This window comes from Leifsonia sp. NPDC058292 (assembly GCF_042880955.1).
Classification (GTDB): domain Bacteria; phylum Actinomycetota; class Actinomycetes; order Actinomycetales; family Microbacteriaceae; genus Leifsonia.
Genome location: NZ_JBHVYL010000038.1, coordinates 1 through 18,140 on the forward strand (window position 1 = coordinate 1; position 18,140 = coordinate 18,140).

An 18,140-nucleotide genomic window follows, 5' to 3' on the forward strand; every position below is an offset into this window, starting at 1 on the left:
CCTCCGGCTCACGGAGCCGGAGGCGAGGAGGGTTGTGCGGAGTTACTGGTTGACGATGTCGTCGACGCCCGACTGGTACTCGGTGCCGAGCTCCTTGTTGACCGCCGAGGGGGTCTTCGTGCCATTGATCAGCTCTTGGAGCCCGGCGTTCAGCTGGTCGTAGAAGGTCGAGGTGGGCCAGTCGGGGTAGTACGCGATGCCGTCTTCACCGGTGAGGGTGTTGAAGTTCGCGATCAGCTCCTTCGACTTCTCGTCGGTGATGTCCTTGGTGTCGGCCGCGACCGGCACACCACCGTTGTTGCCGATGATCGCCTGGATCTCGGGCCGCATGGTGATGTCGATGAACTTCTCGGCGAGCGCCTTGTTCTTCGCGTTCTCCGGAACGGCCCACATGTTGCCGGCGGAGCCGGGCGACAGCTTCGCACCCGGGTAGAGGAACGTGCCCCACTGGTAGCCCTTGATCTCGGTCTGGAAGCGGCCGTACCACCAGCTGCCGGAGACGAAGATCGGGTACTTACCGCTGATGAACGCGGTGCCCGCGTCTTCGGCCTTCAGGCCCGACGCATCCTTGGAGATGTAGCCCTTGCCCACCCAGTCGTCGATGGTCTTGGTGGCGTAGCTGAGCTCAGGGCCCTGCCAGTCGACCTTGCCCTTGTAGAGCTGGTAGTCGTCGACCCAGTCGCGGTCGGCCTTCGTGAGCGCGAGCTGGTACCAGAGCTGGCCCAGCGGGTACTCGGCCGCCGACTCGGCCAGCGGGGTGACGCCGGCGTCCTTGAACTTCTGGAGAGCGGCGACGAACTCGTCCTGCGTCTTCGGCACCTCGATGCCGTACTTCGCGAACATGTCCTTGTTGTAGTAGACCTCGACGTACTCGCCGTAGTTCGGAACGCCGTACCACGAGCCCGACCCCATGATGCCCTTGTCGTCGTACTTCGCCGTGGTCTGCAGGCTGGGCGCGAGCTTCTTGTCCCAGCCGTACTTCTTCACCGCGTCGTCGAGGTTGCTGAGCAGCCCCTGGCTCGCGAGCAGGCCCGCCGTCGCGTTGCCCTTGTTGTATTCGAGGATGTCGGGCGCCTCGTTCGAATTGAGCACCTGGCTCGCCGTCGACCGGATCTGCTCGAAGGCCTTCGCCTCGAACTTCACCTTGGCGCCGGTCTCCTTCTCGAACGTGTCGATCGCCTGGTTCCAGGCCTTGCCCATCGCGCTGTCTTCGCTCTCGAAGTGCCACAGGGTCAGGGTCTTGCCCTTGCCGTCCGTGCTGTCTCCCGAGTCGCCGCCGCTCGCGCAGCCGGCCAGGAGCAGTGCGCCGGCGGCCAGAATGGCCCCGGCCGCGAGATGCCTCTTGCGCATCGTTTACCTCCTTGTAGTGGAGTGGGCGCGCGTCTGCAGGCCTCGCAGCCACTCCGATGCATTTGTTGACGTCCACAACATAACCGCTGACACCGGTGCGACGCAAGGGGCAATCGAACAAAGATGTCCGACAAGACGGGGTCTAGCGGTTAGTTTGGGACCGCAACAATCGAGCTAAAAGCCCAGGCCGAACGCGCGAGCCGGGTCGGCGATGACGCCCTCGAAAACCAGCTCGGCCGCGCCGATGAGCAACTGGTCCTGCCCCAGCCGAGCCTCCTCGACCGTCACCCCTTCGCGGGAGGATCGCACGGCGGAGCCGAGAAGGTCCCCCTCCCCCTGAGCGGTCGCCGCCCGGAAGATCGCGGCGAGGAATCCGCCGAGCACGACGGTCGACGGGTTGAACACGTTGACGGCGTTGCGCACCGCGATCTGGAGGAGGGCGTAATCGCGTGACACGAGTCGCCGGGCCACGGGATCGCGCGTGGCGACGAGCTCGTCCGCCAGCGATGCGGCGTCGGCCGAGGCGAGTCCCACGGCAGCGAGCAGAGCATCCTGAGTGACCTCGGCCTCCAGGCAGCCGCGAGAGCCGCAGGAGCATGCGGCACCGTCGGAGCGCACGAAGGTGTGGCCGAACTCTCCCGCGTATCCCGCGGCGCCGGTGAGGAGCCTGCCACCGCTCACCACGCCTCCGCCGATGCCGCTGGCGCCGCCGATCATGTACACGAGGTCGGCGACGTCGCGGCCGGCGCCGAAGGCGCTCTCGGCGCGCATCCCGAGCACCGCCGCGTTCGCGGCCCAGACGGGGAGGCCTGTGGTCTCGGCGAGCATCGCGGTCAACGGCTCGTCCGCCCACCCGAAGTGCGTCGCTTCGCGGACCATGCCGTCGGCGAGACGAACCTGCCCGGGCACGGCCACGCCGATTCCGGCCACCCGGATCGTCGAGTCACCCGCGAGCATCCCCGCAATCCCGGCCGACGCGAGCGTGACGATCTCGGCGACGGTGCGCGCCGAGGCCGTCTCGATGCGGATTCGCTTCAGCACCCGCGCGTTCAGGCCGACGAGCCCGACGATCACCGCGTCGACCTCGGGGTTGACCGCGATGGCGGCCACCCCGGATGCCGGGCGCACGATGGGGCTCGGTCGCCCGGCCTTCGCCGCCCCTGTGGGCGCGCTCTCCTCGACGAGGCCCGCCTCGACGAGCTCGGCCACGAGGTCGCCGACGGTGGAGCGGTTCAACCCCGTCAAGCCGGTGAGCTGCGAGCGCGACAGGGCGCCCATCCGGTGCACGAGGCCCAGCACGGCGGCCAGGTTGCCCCGCCGCAACGCGTCGGTCGTGCCACCGGACGCAGGTTTCGCCTGTCTCAGCTCGGGCACGGTCGACATGCCTCGACCATAACGCGCTTCGTCACGACAGGGTGACTGGAACGTCCTGTCGAACCGTGACCAGTCGCGGGTCGGCCGTCGTCACGACGTACGGTTCGCCCTCGATCGCGAGGATGCTGCGGGGCGTCGCCGTGCCGGCGACACGTCGGCGGCTCCCCTGCTTCTCGCTCACGATCGCGCCCCCCGTGGCGTCGCTTCCGGCGACGGGCGCCGACGCCTCCGCGTGCGAGGCGACCCACACCTCCACCTCGCCCGGCTCGACGATCTTCACCAGTCGCCGGTCGGTGAAGGCGAACCGCGTGGTCGGCACCGAGAAGGTGAGTCGCACCGAATCGCCGGCGTCGAGAAGCACACGCGCATAGCCGAGCAGCTGGGCCACCGGTCGTGCGATGGAGCCTTGGATGTCATGGCCGTACAGCTGCACCACGTCGGCTCCGCGCGTGGCGCCGGTGTTGGTGACGGTCACCGAGACGTCGAACGTGTCTCCGGCCGCGACGGCCGCGTCGACCGAGAGCTCGGTGTGCTCGAACGAGGTGTACGAGAGTCCGTAGCCGAACGGCAGCAGCGGGGTCGAGTCCGTCGCCGTGACGTCGGACGGGCCGCCGAGGGTCGGGTGCAGGTACGAGTACGGCTGGGCGCCCGCGGAGCGGGGCATCGAGACGGGAAGGCGGCCGGAGGGGTTCACCGAGCCCGCGATGATGTCGGCGATCGCGAGCCCACCGCCCTCACCCGGGAAGAACGCCTGCAGCACCGCTGCCGGGGCCTCGGCGGTCTCGGTCTCGAGTGCCCAGCCGACGGCATACGGCCGTCCGGTCAGCAGCACCATCACGACCGGGGTCCCGGTGGCGATCAGCGCTTCGACGAGCTCGCGCTGAACCCCGGGAAGCTCCAGCGACTCGGAGTCGTTGCCTTCGCCGACGGTGCCGCGGCCGAACAGCCCGGCCTGGTCGCCGACGACGACGATCGCGAGGTCTGCCGTCTCCGCCGTCTGCACGGCGGCGGGGATGCCGGAACGGTCGTCGCCGTCGACCGCGCAGCCTTCGGCGAACACGAACTCCGGCAACGGCATGCCTGCGGCGCCGAACGCTCCGGGGAGCGCGTCGAGCACGGTCGGGATCTCGAAGCCGAGCGGCAGGTCGGGGTGGGAGGCGAGCACGTGGTTGGCGAACGAGTAGCAGCCCTGCAATGCCTCGGCGCGGTGGGCGTTCGGTCCGACCACGGCCACTCGACGCAAGGTTTCGGGGCGCGCCGCCAAAGGCAACGTTCCGTCGTTCGCCAGCAGCACGACCGATTGCTCGGCCACCCGCCGGGCGAGGTCGCGATGGCGGGGCGAGTCGAGGTCGATGCCGGTCGGCGGTTCGTCGTCGAACGCGTCGGCGTCGAGCAACCCGAGCTCCTCCTTCTGCGCGAGAGCGCGAAGCGCGGCGCGATCGACGTATGCCTCGTCGAACTCCCCCGAGCGGATGCGGTCGGCCAGAGGCTGGAGATAGGCGTCGCCCGTCGGCAGCTCGATGTCGATGCCGGCCTCGAGCGCCAGAGCAGCGGCCTCGCCGCGGTCGGCGGCGACTCCGTGCATCACCTCGAGGAAGGCGACGGCGAAGTAGTCGGCGACGACGGTTCCGTCGAAGCCCAGGGTCTCGCGCAGCAGCCCGGTGAGGTAGTCGGCGTTGGCCGCCATCGGAACGCCGTCGATGTCGGCGTACGAGTTCATCACCGATCGCGCACCGCCGTCGAGGATGGCCATCTCGAACGGCGGAAGGAACACGTCCGCGATCTCACGGGGACCGGCGTGCACCGGCGCATGGTTGCGTCCCGCACCGGAGCCTGAGTACCCGAGGAAGTGCTTGAGGGTCGCGTGCACTCCCGCACCCTGGAGTCCGCGCACATAGGCCGTTCCGACCGTGCCGACCAGATACGGGTCTTCGCCGATGCACTCGTCGACCCGGCCCCAGCGGGGGTCGCGCACGACGTCGAGCACGGGCGCCAGGCCCTGGTGGATGCCGAGCTGCTTCATCGAGCCGCCGATCGCGGCCGCCATCTCCTCGACAAGGTCGGGGTCGAACGATGCTCCCCAGGCCAGCGGGGTCGGGAACGTCGCGGCCTTCCATGCAGCGAGGCCGGTCAGGCACTCCTCGTGCACGAGTGCCGGGATGCCGAGCCGCGTCTCCCGCTTGAGGCGGCGCTGTTCCGCCCACAGCCAGGCGGCTCGCTCCTCGGGGTCGACCGGACGCGTGCCGTAGACCCGCGTGTAGTGGCCGATCCCGTCACGGGTCACCTCGGCCAGGTCGCCCTTGCCCGCTTGACCCGCTGCCATCTCGCCCTGCATGGGCGCGACGAGACCGTTCTGGTCGAGCCAGTAGCCGACGATCTGCGCGAGCTTCTCTTCGAGGGTCATCCGGGCGTGGAGGGCTCGCACGCGTTCGGAGACCTCGGGCAGAACGGGCCTCATCCCTTGACCGCCCCGGTCAGACCGCCGACGATGCGCTTCTGGAAGAGCGCGAAGAAGACGAGCGCCGGGATCATCGAGAGCGAGGTGAACGCCAGCACTTTCGCCGTGTCGACGGAGTACTGCGATGAGAACGCCTGCACGCCGAGCGGCAGCGTGAATGTCGCCTGATCGTTCAGGATGAACAGCGGCAGCAGGTAGTTGTTCCAGCTGCCGATGAAGGCGAGGATGCCGGTCGTCACCACGCCGGGGATCGACAGGGGCATGACCATGCGGAAGAAGAACCCGAGCCTGCTCGCTCCGTCGAGAGCCGCCGCCTCCTCCAGCTCGACCGGGATCGCCTTGATGAACGGCACCAGGATGATGACCGTCGTCGGCAGAGCGAAGCCGATCTGCGGCAGGATGACGCCGAGCAGGTTGTTGGTGAGACCCAGATCTTTCACCAGGATGTAGAGCGGCGTGATCGCGACGGTGAGCGGGAACATGAGCCCGGCGGCGAACAGCGAGTACATCGCTCCACGCCCCTTGAACTCGTAGCGGGCGAGCACGTAGCTCACCATCAGGCCGAGGATCACGACCACCGCCGTCGTGGCGATGCCGACGATCAGCGAGTTGCCGATCTCCTGCCAGAACGTGGTGCTCGTCAGAACGCCGAGGTAGTTGTCGAACTTCCACGGGTTGGGCAGGCCGGCCGGAGAGACGCTGATCTGCGCGTTGCTGCGGAAACCGCCGAGGATGATGTAGAGGATCGGCCCCAGGCACGCGGCGATGAAGACCAGCGCGATGAAATAGGTGACCGGGCTGCCCCACTTGTCCCCGTTGCGGTTGGGCCGGGAACGTCGGGCCTGGCGCGGTGCCGCGCGGAGTGCGGTCGCGGTCATCACTTCTTCCTTTCGGTGATCGCGCCGGCCATGTCACGTCGCAACACGAAGCGCTGATAGATCAGTGCGATCACGAGCGAGATCACGAACATCACAACGGCGACGGCGTTGCCGAACCCGTAGTTGCCCGAGGTGCGCCCGTTGGCGACCATGTAGGTCGCCATGGTCGAGGTGCCGGCCGTCGCTGCGACGTACTGGCCCCAGATGATGTAGACGAGGTCGAACAGCTGCAGCGACCCGATGATCGACAGGAACGCCCAGATGCGCACCGTCGGACCGAGCAGGGGAAGCGTGATGCGCCGCTGGATCTGCCAGTAGCTCGCGCCGTCGATGGCCGCGGCCTCGAACAGCTCGTCGGGGATCGACTGCATCCCGGCGAGGAAGAGGATGACGGCGAAGCCGATGTACTTCCACGAGATGATCACCATCAGCGACCAGATCGCGATGTTCGGGTCGGAGAGCCAGTCGGCCCTCAGCGCCCCGAGGCCGATGCTCTGCAGGAGGTCGTTGACGGCACCCGAGGTCTGGAGCATCAGACTCCAGCCGGTGCCGACGATCACCTCCGAGATGACATACGGCACGAAGATCAGCACGCGGATGATGGTGCGCCCGCGGATCTTCTGGTTGAGCAGCAGTGCGAGCACCACCGCGACCGGTCCCTGCAGGATCAGGGACAGCACGACGATGATGCCGTTGTGGAGCAACGCCTGGTGGAACGCGCTGTCCGCGAAGATGATCAGGTAGTTGCCGAACCCGACGAAATCGGTCGGCGCCCCGTAGCCCTTCCAGCGGAAGAAGCCGTAGTAGGCGGCCATGACGACCGGGAAGATGACGAAGGCGACGAACATGATGATCGCCGGCCCCGAGAGGATCGTGATCTCGAAGCGCTTCCGCCAGTCCGCCTTGCGCCGGGGCCGCCCGGCCGGGGACGACGCCATGACGGCGCCGTCCCCTGCCTGGTGCGTGCCCACGGGTGGCTGCTGAACGGTCGACGCCGTCACACCTGTGGAACTGCTCATGGTGCTGGTTATCCCTTGGCTGCGGCTTCGTTGACGGCCTTGATGATGCCGTCGGCGTCACCCTTGCCCGCGAGCAGGTCGACGACGCCGGTGTTCATCGCGTTTCCGACGTTCTGGCCGAGCATGGTGTCGAGGTACTGCGAGACGAACGGAGCCTTGTTGTACGCCTCGAGCACCGACTTCAGGTAGGGCTCGGTGATGATGCTCTGAGCATCCTTGTTCACCGGGATGGCGTTGAACGCCTTGTAGTAGGCCTCCTGCACATCCTTCGTCGTGATGTAGTTCAGGAAGTCGGTGCACTCTTTCTTCGGCGCCTTGGCCGAGCACGAGAACCCGTCGATTCCACCCATCATCGACGCCGGGTCGCCCTTACCACCGGAGATGGTGGGGAACGGGAACCAGCCGAGGTCGGGCAGCGGCTTCTGGTCGGGCGTGAGCGAAGCGATCACTCCCGGATCCCAGGCGCCCATGAGCTCCATCGCGGCCTTGTGGTTGGCGACGAGACCGGCCGAGCTGCCGGCGCCCTGCTGGGCGGCGGTGGTGAGGAAGCCGTCGTTGAACGGCTTGGTATCGTTGAACGCTGCGAGGTCGTCGCCCGCCTTCGCCCAGCACGGGTCGTCGAACTTGAGGTCGGCGGCCGCCTTGTTCAGCGTCTTCTCGCTGCACTGGCGCAGCGCGAAGTTGTAGTACCAGTGCGCTGCGGGCCAGGCGTCTTTGGCGCCGACCGCCACGGGAGCGACACCGGTCGCCTTGAGCTTGACGACGGCGGCGTTCAGCTCGTCCATCGTCTTGGGCGGGGTGGTGATGCCCGCGGCCTTGAACAGGTCCTGGCTGTAGTAGATGCCCTCGGGGAGCACGTCGACCGGCATCGCGTAGACCTTGCCGTTGTACGACTCGCCCTTGAAGGCACCGTCGTTGACGACGGCCTTGGTGGCGTCGCTGATCGAGTCGGTGATGTCGAGCAGCTGGCCGGCGTCGGCCATGGCGGCCATCTTGCCGCCGCCTCGCTGAAGGAAGATGTCGGGAGCGTCGCCCGAGTTCAGAGCGGTCTGCAGCTTGCCGTCGAGGTCTTCGTTCTGCACGGCCTGGATCTTGATGGTGACGTTCGGGTTCGCCTTTTCGAAATCGGCGACCGTCGTCTTCCAGAATGCGGCGCCGGGGCCGGTGGTCGAGTTGTGCCAGAAGGTCATCGAGACCTTGCCGTCGCCCGACCCGTCGCTGCCACCGCTGCCGCTGCAGCCCGTAGCGAGCAACGCTGTGCCCGCGACGAGCGCGAGCACGCCGGCGACTCGGTTTTTCCTCTTCATTGTGGAAACTCCTTGGTAGTGATTGCTGACGCGACAGCACTGCCGCGAACATGAGCCTCGCATCGTCATATGTTGTTTGTCAATCGATATCGACACCGATATCGATAACGATTTCGATAACGGTGTCGATATCGGTATCGATATTCATGGGCACCACCGTTTCGGCACCCGTACCGGGGCCGTCATGGCTGTAGGGTGACAGCTATGTCCGCCCCCGCAAGCTCGACACCGTCGTTCGGCCGCGCGACCATCAGCGACGTGGCACGGGCGGCCGGCGTCTCAGTGCCGACCGTCTCCAAGGTCGTCAACGGTCGCTACGGCGTCGCGCCCGCCACCTCGAAGCGCGTGCTCGAGGTCGTCGAAGCGCTCGGCTATGAGACCTCGCTCGTCGCGAGCAGCCTGCGCCGGCAGCGCACCAACGTCATCGGCATCCTCGTGGCCGAGTTCGAGTCGTTCTCGGTCGAGCTGCTGAAGGGCGCATCCTCGGCCGCGGCAAAGGCCGGCTACGAACTGCTGGCCTACTCGGGGCTCGTCGCCGGGAGCAGCCCGGTCGGCTGGGAGCGCAGATCCCTCTCCCGCCTGGCCGGCACCCTCATCGACGGCGCGATCATCGTCACCCCGACCGTGCTCATCCCCACCACCTCCATCCCCGTCGTCGCCATCGACCCGCACACGGGCCAGGGCGGACCGTCGACCATCGACTCCGACAACCTCGGCGGCGCACGCATCGCGACCCAGCACCTCATCGACCTCGGCCACCGGCGAATCGCGCACATGCGCGGGCGCAGCGACCTGGCCTCGGCCCAGCTGCGCGAGTCGGGCTACCGGGAGTCGCTCGCGGCCGCCGGCATCCCGTTCGACCCCGACCTCGTGCTCGACGGCGGCTACCAGACGGCGCAGTCGGCAGAGGCGGCGCGCGGTCTGCTGTCGCGGAGCGACCGCCCGACCGCGGTGTTCGCGGCCAACGACATGTCGGCCATCGGCGTGCTGCAGACCGCCGCGGAGCTGGGGCTCAGGGTGCCGGAAGATCTCTCGGTGATCGGCTTCGACGACATCCCCGAGGCGCGGACCTCCACTCCGCCGCTGACGACGCTCGCCCAGCCGCTGCAGGACATCGGCGCGCAGGCGCTGCAGATGCTCACGGAGCTGCTCGACGGCGGCGAGGTTCCGAGCCGGGTGCACCTGCCCGCTGAGCTCGTGGTGCGCGGCACCACCGGCCCCGCGCCCACGGCCTGAGCGTTCCCGTGTCCTTGCCCGTGCGCACCGTCTCCCTCCCCCAGGGTTCGACGCCTGCTCACCGGCTGCATGAAACGGTGCTGACCGTCACCGACCCGAACGGCGCACCGCTCGCCGGCGCCGAGGTCGTCGTGTCGCAGACGGCCCACGCGTTCGCCTTCGGCAACATCGGCTTCGACTTCGACTTCGTGCCACCGACGACCGACGGCCGGCCCGACGCCGCAACCGAGCAGCTGGCCGACCTGTTCGCCGACGTCTTCAACACCGCGACGCTCCCCTTCTACTGGGGCCGATTCGAGGCTCGGCAGGGCTCGCCCGACACCGCGCGGCTGCAGCGTACGGCCCGCTGGCTTCGCGAGCGCGGGGTGCGGCTGAAAGGGCATCCGCTCGTCTGGCACACCGTTCAGCCCGACTGGCTGCTCCCGCTTCCCACCGACGAGGTCGAGCGACTGCTTCGCGAGCGCATCCGCCGGGAGGTGCACGACTTCGCGGGACTGGTCGACACCTGGGATGCGATCAACGAGGTCGTCATCATGCCCGTGTTCGACAACGGCGAGAACGGCATCACCCCGCTCGCGCGCGCCAAGGGCCGGATCCCTCTGGTGCGGCTCGCCGTCGAGGAGGCGCGTGAGGCCAACCCGGCAGCGACGCTGCTGCTCAACGACTTCGATCTCTCGAGCGCCTACGAATGCCTGATCGAGGGCGTGCTCGAGGCCGGCATCCGCATCGACGCCATCGGGCTGCAGACGCACATGCACCAGGGCTACTGGGGCGAGGATGCGATGCTCGCCATGGTGGACCGCTTCGCCCGCTACGGCCTGCCGCTGCACCTCACCGAGACCTCGCTCGTGTCGGGCCACCTGATGCCGCCCGAGATCGTCGACCTGAACGACTACCGGGTGGACGAGTGGCCTTCCACCCTGGAAGGCGAAGCGCGGCAGGCGGACGACCTGGTGCGGCACTACCGGTCGCTGGTGTCGCATCCCGCCGTCGAGGCCATCACCTACTGGGGCATCACGGATGCGGGCGCCTGGCTCGACGCACCCATCGGTCTCGTGCGCGCCGACGGCACCCCGAAGCCGTCGTACGACGCACTCCGTCGTCTCGTGAAGGAGGAGTGGTGGCTGGAGCCGAGCCGAGCCGCCACCGACGAGTCAGGACGCGTCGCCGTCACCGCTTTCGCCGGCGACTACCGGCTCGGCGTCGCGGGTGAGAGCCTGCCGTTCACGATCGGCCCGGGCGACCGGGCCGACCGTGACGGTCAGCAGACGCTGCGCGTCACCAACTCTCGGGCGTGACGCCCAGCGGCACGGCCTGCGGACGCTCCACGGTCGACGTGAGCGTCACGACCTCGTGGGCGTGCCCGGCGTGGACGATCGACTCCATGATCTCGAGAACGTGGAACGCGAGTTCGCCGGACGCTCGGTGCGGGCGGCCGGTCTCGATCGCGCGGGCCAGGTCGGCGAGACCGACGCCGCGACCCGCATCCGCGTAACCGGCACCGACGGGCACCTCTTGCCATGTGCGGTCGGCGGCCGTCGCGATCGAGACGGTGTCGGAGAACTGGTTCGGATCGGGCACCGCGAGCGTTCCGGCGGTACCGTACACCTCGAACAGCGGAGCACGGCTCGCCCACACCTCGAAAGAGACGGTCACCGTGGAGATGACGCCGTTCGCGTGCTCGAGCAGGGCCGTCACGTGCGTGTCGACGTCGACGGGGATGCTCGTGCCGGCGAGCGGACCCGTCGCCACGGTGCGCTCGCGGGCCGAGCGCCCCACGGCACCCGAGACGCGCACGACCGGGCCGAAGAAGGTCACCAGGCTGGTCAGGTAGTAGGGGCCCATGTCGAACAGGGGCCCGCCTCCCGGCTGGTAGTAGAACGCCGGCGCGGGATGCCAGAGCTCGTGGCCCGGGGCCGTCCACGCCACGGCCGCGCCCACCGGGTCGCCGATGCGGCCGTCGTCGAGCAGCGCCCGAGCCGTCTGGATGCCGGTGCCGAGCACCGTGTCCGGAGCGCTGCCGACGCGAAGCCCGGTGTCGGCGGCGCACGCGAGCACCGGGGCGGCATCCGCGGTGGCCAGAGCGAGCGGTTTCTCCCCGTAGACGTGCTTGCCCGCGGCGAGCGCACGGAGTGCCACCTCGGTGTGTGCCGCCGGGATCGTGAGGTTGAGCACGGCGTCGATGCGCGGATCGGCGAGCAGGGCATCCACGCTCATCGACTCCACGCCCTGCTCCCCCGCCACAGCGGCCGCGCGGTCGAGGTCGAGGTCGGCGACCGCCGTCAGCGACAGGTTGGGGAGCTTCGGAAACTGCTCGAAGTACTGCCGGCTGATGTTGCCGACGCCGACCACCCCGACGTTCAGCGCGCTGCCCACAGCAGCCCCCTCTCGATGATGGTGCGCACGTTCGGGTTCTGCACGATCTCGAGTCGGTGTCCCGGCGCGGAGACGAACACCCTGCCTTCACCCCACTGGCGCGTCCAGATGGCCGGCGAGGTGACCGGGCGGTTCCACGCGTCCCAGGGCCGCACGTCCTGGGTGGTGGTGGCCAGCACGTCGTTGTACTCGTCGCTGAGTACCCAGTACTGCTCGGTGACGAGGTCGAAGTCGGCGATGCCCTTGGTGATGGGATGCGTTTTGCCGAGCTCCGTGATGTGCACGGTGTACGGGATGTAGTTGTCCGACTGCTCGCCGACGCGCTCGGCGGGATCTTTGCCCGCGTGATGCGCGAACTGTCCGCCGATCATGTGCAGATAGTCGGCGTTGTTGCGGTAGGAGTCGGCGATGCCGCCGTGCCAGCCTGCGAGGCCGGCACCGTTCAGCACGGCGCGCTGCAGGCCGGCGAACTCCTCCGGTTCGATCGTGTTCATGGTGTTGATCTGCAGCACCAGGTCGACCGCATCCATCACCTCCGCGTCGGCGTAGACGGCCGGCGACTCCTCGACGCGCACGGTGAAGCCGTTCGCCTCCAGGAAGGGGATGAAGAAGTCGGTGGTCTCGACGGGCATGTGCCCGTCCCACCCGCCGCGCACGACCAGTGCTTGCTTGTCACTCATGGATTTCCTCTCCCGAGCGCCCGGGGAGCGCTCGGATCACGATGGTTCGAGATGCTCCGGCAGTTCTCGACAACCGGCGGCCTGCTCAGGAGACGGCCGTCCAGGAGCTGTTGTGGGCGGCGCTCTGCTGCACGGCGTCGAGCACGCGCTGGATGTGGAGGCCGTCGGCGAAGGAGGGCTCGGGTGCCGTGCCCCCGGTGATCGCGTCGACGAGGTCTTTGACCTCGTGCGAGAAGGCGTGCTCGTAGCCGATCGCGTGACCGGTCGGCCACCAGTTGGCCATGTACGGATGCTCGGGCTCGGTCACGATGATGCGGGTGAAGCCCTGCTCCCCCGCCGGAGCCGTCGCGTCGTAGAACTGCAGCTCGTTCATCGCTTCGAGGTCGAAGGCGATCGCGCCGAGCGAACCGCTCAGCTCGATGCGGAGCGCGTTCTTGCGACCGGTCGCATAGCGAGTCGCCTCGAATGCGCCGATCGCGCCGTCGGCGGTACCGCCCGCGAGACGAGACGTGAACCACGCCGCGTCGTCGACGGTGACCGTTCCGCGCTCCTGGGACGCCGTGCCGGAGAGCCCGACGGTCTCGCCGAGCAGCGGACGCTCGGTGACGAACGTCTCGACGGTGCCGCTGACTCCGGTGAGCGACGAACCGGTGAGGTGCTCGACCAGGTCGATGGCGTGGGCACCGATGTCGCCGAGCGAGCCCGAGCCCGCCTGCTCCTTGTCGAGTCGCCAGGTCATCGGGCCGTTCTCGTCTGTCAACCAGTCCTGCAGGTACTGCGCGCGCACCTGACGGATGCGGCCGAGCCGCCCCTCCTGAACCAGCCCGCGGGCGAAGCCGATGGCCGGCACGCGACGGTAGCTGAAGCCGACCATGGACCGCACGCCGGCCGCGGCCGCACGCTCGGCGGCCACGACCATCCGCTCCGCCTCCTCGACCGTGTTGGCCAGCGGCTTCTCGCAGAGCACGTGCTTGCCCGCGTCGAGGGCCGCGATGGCGATCTCGACGTGCGAGGCGCCGGGCGAGCAGATGTCGACCACGTCGATCTCGGGGTCGTCGACGACGCGCCGCCAGTCGGTCTGCGCATACCGCCAGCCGAACTTCTCGCGAGCCGCCTCGACCCGCGCCGCGTCGCGACCGACGATCGTGTGCATGACGGGCTCGGCCTGCAGGTCGAAGAAGCGCGGCGCGACGCGCCAGCCCTGCGAGTGCGCCGCACCCATGAAGCCGTATCCGACCATGGCGACTCCGAGACTCGGTTTCGTACTGAGGGTCATCGAGTCGCTCCTTCGCCGTGACCCACCGTCGTGCGGGCCGCCGTCAGAACGTAACGCCGCCCCGAAGGGCTCTGCAAGTTTCTCTCGCCGATTGGAAAATTTTCGTCAGACGGGCCCCGACGCGAGGTGGCGGGAAGCTGGCGGGTGCCTGTCGTGTTCGCCGCCGCGGCTGTTGCGTAGCGTGAAGCACATGAACGAAACGCGAATCCGTGAACTCCGCACAACGAAAGGCTGGACGCAGGAGCGGCTGGCCGAGAACAGCGGCGTCGCCGTGCGCACGATCCAGCGATTGGAGTCGGGCGAGGATGCGAGCCTGGAGACGCTCGGGCTGCTCGCCGACGCTCTCGAGGTCGCCGTCGGCGATCTCTTCGCGTCGGTCGAACGACCGGACATCGCCGACGCGATCGAGCGACTGGACGTGATCCGCGCCGAGCAGAAACGACAGGCCGAGGAGCGTCAGCTCCAGCGACGGAGGACGGAGCGCCTCATCACGAGGATCATCCTGATCGTCGTCGCAGCGGTCGTGCTGATCGTGGTCGCGTTCGTGGGCCTCCACTGGATCAACGGAGCGATCGCCCACGCGGCGCTCGGCACCGCGAACCTCGGTTGGGGCAGCGTCTAGCGCGACGGACGAGCCGTCGAGCCGCGCTCCACGAGGGTGGTCGCGAGTTCGAGCCGCACGTTCGGAACGTGCTCGACGCGCATCCTCAGGGCGAGCCTCGTCGCCTCCTCCGCGATGTCCACCAGCGGCTGCCGCACGGTGGTCAGCGGCGGGGTGAGCCATTGGGCCGGCGGGATGTCGTCGAAACCGACGACGGACAGGTCGTCCGGGATGACAAGGCCCAGAGCCGCTGCTGCGTCGTACACCCCGAACGCCTGCTGGTCGTTGCCGGTGAAGATCGCGGTCGGCGGATTCTCCAGCGCGAGCAGCTGCCGGGCCTCCCGCTCGCCTGCGCGCCGCGAGAGCTTGCCGACCCTGATCAGCTCAGGGTCGACGGGGATGCGCGCCTCCTCCAGCGCAGAGCGGTGACCGGCCACACGGGCACGCGAGAACATCAGGCCCGTCGGGCCCGAGATCACGCCGATGCGGCGGTGACCCAGTGCGAGCAGATGGCGGGTCGCCGCGTGGCCGCCGGCCCAGTTCGTGGCGCCGATCGACGGCAGCTCGGGGTCGGGATCGCCAGCGGGATCGACGACCACGAACGAGATGTTCCGCGTGTGCAACTGCTGGCGGTGCTCGGCCGACAGACCGGAGAACACGAGCACCAGGGCGATGGGCTTACGTCGCAGCACGCCGGTGATCCAGTCGTGGCGGGGCGCATCCGGATCCCCTCTGGCGGTGAGCGCGACGGTCAGCCCGGCCTCGCGCGCCACCCGTTCGACGCCCCGGATGATCGCGAGCGCCCAGTCGCTGTCCAGCGACTCGATGACCAGCTCCACCAGGGAGCCCGGTTCGCTCTCCGACCCCCGACGGGCGTAGCCGGACTCGGCGAGCAGCGTCTCCACGGCCTGACGCGTTCGGGTCGACACTCCTTCGCGACCGTTCAGCACCTTCGACACCGTCGACACCGACACCGACGCGTCGAGGGCGATGCGTTCGAGAGTGGGCCTGGCTGGGCTCCGGTCGGGTTCGTGGTGCATGGGGTCACTCTATTCAGGTCGGGACCGCCGGTTCAGGTCGGTCGGGCGCCGATTGTGCTCGGAGTCGGCGGCCTGCCACAATATGCACCGCTCGACGCGCCGCCCGCCGCAGACCGCCGGGCCGCCGCCGAACCACCACCAGAACTGCCAGCCGCGTTACCAGCCACTCATCAGCCACTCACCAGCGAGTCACCAGCGAAAGCGAGCGTCATGCCCCTCTCCGATCTGTCCATCGACGAGCTCACCGTCTACCGCCCCGAGGTGGCCCAGCCGGCCGACTTCGACGCGTTCTGGCGCGACACCATCGCCGAAGCACGGTCGCTCGGGGATGCGGTCGTGCTCGCGCCGGCGAGCACACCGATCACGGAACTGATCGTGGAAGACCTCACGTTTCCCGGGTTCGTTGGCGAGCCCGTGCGGGCGTGGGTGAGCCGGCCGAAGGACGCCGTGCATCCTCTGCCTGCCGTCGTCGAATATCAGGGCTACGGTGGCGGTCGCGGCCTGCCCGGCGAGCGCGTGCTCTGGGCACTCTCCGGCTACGTGCACATCGTCATGGACACCCGCGGGCAGGGCAGCGCCTGGGGCACCGGAGGCGACACCCCCGACCCGCACGGCAGCGGGCCCGCACTCCCCGGGTACATGACGCGTGGCATCGACGACCCCGCCGACTACTACTACCGCCGGGTCTTCACCGACGGGGTGCGCCTGGTCGACGCGGTGCGTGAGCTCCCCTTCGTCGACGCCGACCGGGTGGCGGTGACCGGCGGCAGCCAGGGCGGTGGCATCGCCATCGCCGTCGCGGCGCTCTCCGACGGGCTGCGGGGTGTGATGCCGGATGTGCCCTTCCTCTGCGCTTTCCGTCGTGGCGCCGACATCGCCCCGTCGATGCCGTTCGGCGAGATCGCGAAGTACCTGTCGGTGCATCGGGGCAAGACCGATCGCGTCTTCGAGACGCTCTCGTACTTCGACGGGGTGAACTTCGCCCGGCGCATCCACACGCCCGCGCTCTTCTCCGTCGCCCTGATGGACGACATCGTGCCGCCGTCGACCGTGTTCGCCGCCTACAACTCGCTCGCCACCGAAGACAGCGAGATCGCGGTGTATCCGTTCAACGGCCACGAAGGCGGGCTCACCACGCAGTGGCTGCACCAGGCGGCCTGGCTGAGCGAACGGATCGGCTGACCGAGGGTCGGCTTGACCGGAGACAGGGCTTCCGATTTCGTCGATTGCCTGATATGTTGATTCACGCAACAAATCGTTCAATCGCAACAACTCACGGTTGCATTCACCGACGCCGCTGAAGGAAGACCTATGACTACGACACCAACCCGCGCCGACAAGTTCTCGTTCGGCCTGTGGACCATCGGCTACAACGGCACCGACCCGTTCGGCGGCCCGACCCGGCCGCAGCTCGACGTGGTCGAGGCGGTGACCAAGCTCAACGAGCTCGGCGCCTACGGTCTCACGTTCCACGACGACGACCTGTTCGCCTTCGGTTCGACGGACGCCGAGCGCCAGAAGCAGATCGACCGCCTCAAGGAGGTGCTCGCCGACACCGGCATCATCGTGCCGATGGTGACCACGAACCTGTTCAGCGCTCCCGTGTTCAAAGACGGCGGCTTCACCTCCAACGACCGCGCCGTGCGCCGCTTCGCTCTTCGCAAGGTGCTGCGCAACCTCGACCTCGCCGCCGAGCTCGGCGCCAAGACGTTCGTCATGTGGGGCGGCCGCGAGGGCGCGGAGTACGACGCCGCGAAAGACATCCGCGCGGCGTTGGAGCGCTACCGCGAGGCCGTGAACCTGCTCGGTCAGTACGTGACCGACAAGGGCTACGACATCAAGTTCGCCATCGAGCCGAAGCCGAACGAGCCGCGCGGCGACATCCTGCTGCCGACCGTCGGTCACGCCCTCGCCTTCATCGAGACGCTGGAGCGTCCGGAGCTCGTCGGTGTGAACCCCGAGGTCGGGCACGAGCAGATGGCCGGCCTCAACTTCGCAGCCGGCATCGCCCAGGCGCTCTACCAGGGCAAGCTGTTCCACATCGACCTGAACGGCCAGCGCGGCATCAAGTACGACCAGGACCTCGTGTTCGGTCACGGCGACCTGCAGAACGCGTTCGCCCTCGTCGACCTGCTCGAGAACGGCGGCCCGAACGGCGGCCCGTCGTACGACGGCCCGCGCCACTTCGACTACAAGCCGTCGCGCACCGAAGACATCACCGGAGTGTGGGATTCGGCCGCCGCCAACATGCGCACCTACCTGCTGCTCAAGGAGCGTGCCGCGGCGTTCCGCGCCGACCCCGAGGTGCAGGAGGCGCTGGCCGCATCCCGCGTGCCCGAGCTGTCGTCGAACACCCTCGGCGCCGGCGAGAGCTACGACGACCTCCTGGCCGACCGCTCCGCCTACGAGGACTTCGACGCCGACGCCTACTTCGGCGGCAAGGGCTTCGGGTTCGTGCGGCTGCAGCAGCTCGCCCTCGAGCACATCCTCGGCGCGCGCTAGAACCCGTTCCACCCGCTGAGCGGCGGCGAGGGGCGAGTGGTTG

At 68.5% G+C, this 18,140-nt stretch carries 15 protein-coding genes; 5 read left to right on the forward strand and 10 right to left on the reverse strand.

Features of this window, described 5'->3' with window-relative positions:
* Positions 1 to 42 precede the first annotated feature (42 nt).
* The 6 genes from ACFVWR_RS16295 to ACFVWR_RS16320 form a co-directional block, all read right to left on the reverse strand.
* Positions 43 to 1,350 carry an ABC transporter substrate-binding protein gene (locus tag ACFVWR_RS16295; protein WP_387214404.1) on the reverse strand — a complete coding sequence of 436 codons (1,308 nt, stop codon included), beginning with the start codon at positions 1,348 to 1,350 and terminating at the stop codon, positions 43 to 45.
* Positions 1,351 to 1,524: 174 nt separating this feature from the next.
* Entirely contained in the window at positions 1,525 to 2,733 is a 1,209-nt protein-coding gene (locus ACFVWR_RS16300; protein ID WP_387214407.1) for an ROK family protein, read from the reverse strand.
* 22 nt (positions 2,734 to 2,755) lie between these two features.
* Positions 2,756 to 5,182: a glycoside hydrolase family 3 N-terminal domain-containing protein gene (locus ACFVWR_RS16305; protein WP_387214410.1), complete on the reverse strand. Its 2,427-nt coding sequence runs from the start codon at positions 5,180 to 5,182 to the stop codon at positions 2,756 to 2,758.
* Positions 5,179 to 6,060 (reverse strand): carbohydrate ABC transporter permease, encoded by an 882-nt coding sequence (locus ACFVWR_RS16310; RefSeq protein WP_387214413.1) that lies wholly within the window; start codon positions 6,058 to 6,060, stop codon positions 5,179 to 5,181. The genes ACFVWR_RS16305 and ACFVWR_RS16310 overlap by 4 nt, the downstream gene beginning before the upstream one ends.
* Positions 6,060 to 6,998, reverse strand: coding sequence for a carbohydrate ABC transporter permease (locus ACFVWR_RS16315; protein ID WP_387214470.1), 939 nt, complete (start codon positions 6,996 to 6,998; stop codon positions 6,060 to 6,062). Before ACFVWR_RS16315 ends, ACFVWR_RS16310 begins: the two co-directional genes overlap by 1 nt.
* Before the next feature lie 89 nt (positions 6,999 to 7,087).
* Positions 7,088 to 8,386, reverse strand: coding sequence for an ABC transporter substrate-binding protein (locus ACFVWR_RS16320; protein ID WP_387214416.1), 1,299 nt, complete (start codon positions 8,384 to 8,386; stop codon positions 7,088 to 7,090).
* Between the two features lie 204 nt (positions 8,387 to 8,590).
* Between ACFVWR_RS16320 and ACFVWR_RS16325 the strand changes: the two genes are divergently transcribed.
* A complete protein-coding gene (locus ACFVWR_RS16325) occupies positions 8,591 to 9,622 on the forward strand; it encodes a LacI family DNA-binding transcriptional regulator (RefSeq protein WP_387214419.1) in 1,032 nt (343 codons plus the stop codon).
* A gap of 14 nt (positions 9,623 to 9,636) precedes the next feature.
* Positions 9,637 to 10,920, forward strand: a complete 1,284-nt coding sequence (locus tag ACFVWR_RS16330; protein ID WP_387214473.1) for an endo-1,4-beta-xylanase — start codon at positions 9,637 to 9,639, stop codon at positions 10,918 to 10,920.
* Here ACFVWR_RS16330 and ACFVWR_RS16335 read toward each other — a convergent pair.
* From ACFVWR_RS16335 to ACFVWR_RS16345, 3 genes are all read right to left on the reverse strand, one after another.
* Positions 10,901 to 11,998 carry a Gfo/Idh/MocA family protein gene (locus ACFVWR_RS16335; RefSeq protein ID WP_387214422.1) on the reverse strand — a complete coding sequence of 366 codons (1,098 nt, stop codon included), beginning with the start codon at positions 11,996 to 11,998 and terminating at the stop codon, positions 10,901 to 10,903. The genes ACFVWR_RS16330 and ACFVWR_RS16335 overlap by 20 nt on opposite strands.
* Positions 11,983 to 12,678, reverse strand: coding sequence for a ThuA domain-containing protein (locus ACFVWR_RS16340; RefSeq protein ID WP_387214425.1), 696 nt, complete (start codon positions 12,676 to 12,678; stop codon positions 11,983 to 11,985). The genes ACFVWR_RS16335 and ACFVWR_RS16340 overlap by 16 nt, the downstream gene beginning before the upstream one ends.
* 85 nt (positions 12,679 to 12,763) lie before the next feature.
* Positions 12,764 to 13,954 (reverse strand): Gfo/Idh/MocA family protein, encoded by a 1,191-nt coding sequence (locus ACFVWR_RS16345; protein WP_387214428.1) that lies wholly within the window; start codon positions 13,952 to 13,954, stop codon positions 12,764 to 12,766.
* Between the two features lie 190 nt (positions 13,955 to 14,144).
* On the opposite strand from ACFVWR_RS16345, the gene ACFVWR_RS16350 reads away from it, so the two are divergent.
* Positions 14,145 to 14,576 carry a helix-turn-helix domain-containing protein gene (locus ACFVWR_RS16350; protein WP_387214431.1) on the forward strand — a complete coding sequence of 144 codons (432 nt, stop codon included), beginning with the start codon at positions 14,145 to 14,147 and terminating at the stop codon, positions 14,574 to 14,576.
* Here the strand turns inward: ACFVWR_RS16350 and ACFVWR_RS16355 are convergent.
* Positions 14,573 to 15,595: a substrate-binding domain-containing protein gene (locus ACFVWR_RS16355; protein WP_387214434.1), complete on the reverse strand. Its 1,023-nt coding sequence runs from the start codon at positions 15,593 to 15,595 to the stop codon at positions 14,573 to 14,575. The two genes, ACFVWR_RS16350 and ACFVWR_RS16355, sit on opposite strands and share 4 nt — an antisense overlap.
* A 210-nt stretch (positions 15,596 to 15,805) precedes the next feature.
* On the opposite strand from ACFVWR_RS16355, the gene ACFVWR_RS16360 reads away from it, so the two are divergent.
* Both ACFVWR_RS16360 and xylA read left to right on the forward strand, forming a co-directional pair.
* Positions 15,806 to 16,777, forward strand: coding sequence for an acetylxylan esterase (locus ACFVWR_RS16360; RefSeq protein ID WP_387214437.1), 972 nt, complete (start codon positions 15,806 to 15,808; stop codon positions 16,775 to 16,777).
* A gap of 129 nt (positions 16,778 to 16,906) precedes the next feature.
* Positions 16,907 to 18,097 carry a xylose isomerase gene (gene xylA / locus ACFVWR_RS16365; RefSeq protein WP_387214440.1) on the forward strand — a complete coding sequence of 397 codons (1,191 nt, stop codon included), beginning with the start codon at positions 16,907 to 16,909 and terminating at the stop codon, positions 18,095 to 18,097.
* Positions 18,098 to 18,140 lie beyond the last annotated feature (43 nt).